The 1026-nt window shown below is 38.2% G+C and carries 1 protein-coding gene; it reads left to right on the top strand.

What is annotated here, in order from left to right:
• The first annotated feature begins 221 nt into the window (after window positions 1-221).
• Window positions 222-917: an XRE family transcriptional regulator gene (locus tag J3U63_RS13205; protein WP_065799127.1), complete on the top strand. Its 696-nt coding sequence runs from the start codon at window positions 222-224 to the stop codon at window positions 915-917.
• Window positions 918-1026: the final 109 nt, after the last annotated feature.

Genomic DNA, 1026 nt, shown 5'->3' with positions numbered 1-1026 from the left:
ATTACACTACCCATTAGATTAAAATCATCAAAAGCACTGGGTTGACTGGGTACCTTATCGTTAAAGTTATTATTATTATTTAATTTGATTTTGATAATTTTAATTATTAATAATGATAACCTATATTATCATTTAAAGCAATTATCATTATCGCTATTAATCATTGATATTTGATAACTTGGGTTATATACTGACCCGGTCGATAACCACGAGGTAATACTATGACCACTTTTACCGATAGAATAAATTGGGCATTACAAGCATCCGGCTTGTCTCAGCACCAATTAGCCGAGATAGTCAAAATTAGCCAACCTGCCATTCAAAAACTGGTTTCAGGTAAATCAAGCACATCTCGCAAAATTGTTGAAATTGCAACAGCTTTAAATGTTGACCTGTTATGGCTGACCCAAGGCGTCGGGAAACCTGACGTGGGCAAAAACCAAGCCAATGCAAAAATACTGGGAACTATCGATGACTGGGATAGTCAAACACCACTTGATAATGATGAGGTTGAAGTGCCATTTTATAAGGATGTACGGCTATCTGCCGGTGATGGATTTGCAGATGATATTGAAGATTATAATGGTTACAAGTTAAGACTGTCTCGTTCTACCATGCGCCGCTATGGCATTGATAAAGATTGTGCGGTCTGCTTAACAGTTTATGGTGACAGTATGGAGCCTGTTTTTCAAGATGGTGCCACCGTTGCTATTGACCAGGCCGATACCAGTATTCGTGATGGTAAAATTTATGCGATTAATCATGACGGGTTACTCCGAATCAAAATTCTGGAAAAACTACCCGGTAATCAAATCAAAATCAGAAGCTATAATCCAGGTTATGAGGACGAAATCATCTCACAAGATGAGATTACTATTTTAGGACGAGTCTGGTGGCAATCATCTATACTTAACTAATGACCGAATAATCAGATAAAACGCTCATCATTCCATGTCAATCCGCACCGGCAATGATGATAATCGATAACATAACAAATTCCCCACCACAGCCCGTAATTGGGCTGAG

The sequence above is a fragment of the Gilliamella sp. B2838 genome (assembly GCF_026536185.1).
Taxonomy (GTDB): domain Bacteria; phylum Pseudomonadota; class Gammaproteobacteria; order Enterobacterales; family Orbaceae; genus Gilliamella.
Note: the sequence above shows the minus strand (reverse complement) of the source record. Positions and strands in the feature narration are given on the sequence as shown.

Coding starts and splice junctions, on each gene's coding strand:
- J3U63_RS13205 (WP_065799127.1), top strand. CDS start 222: ATGACCACTTTTACCGATAGAATAAATTGGGCATTACAAGCATCCGGC.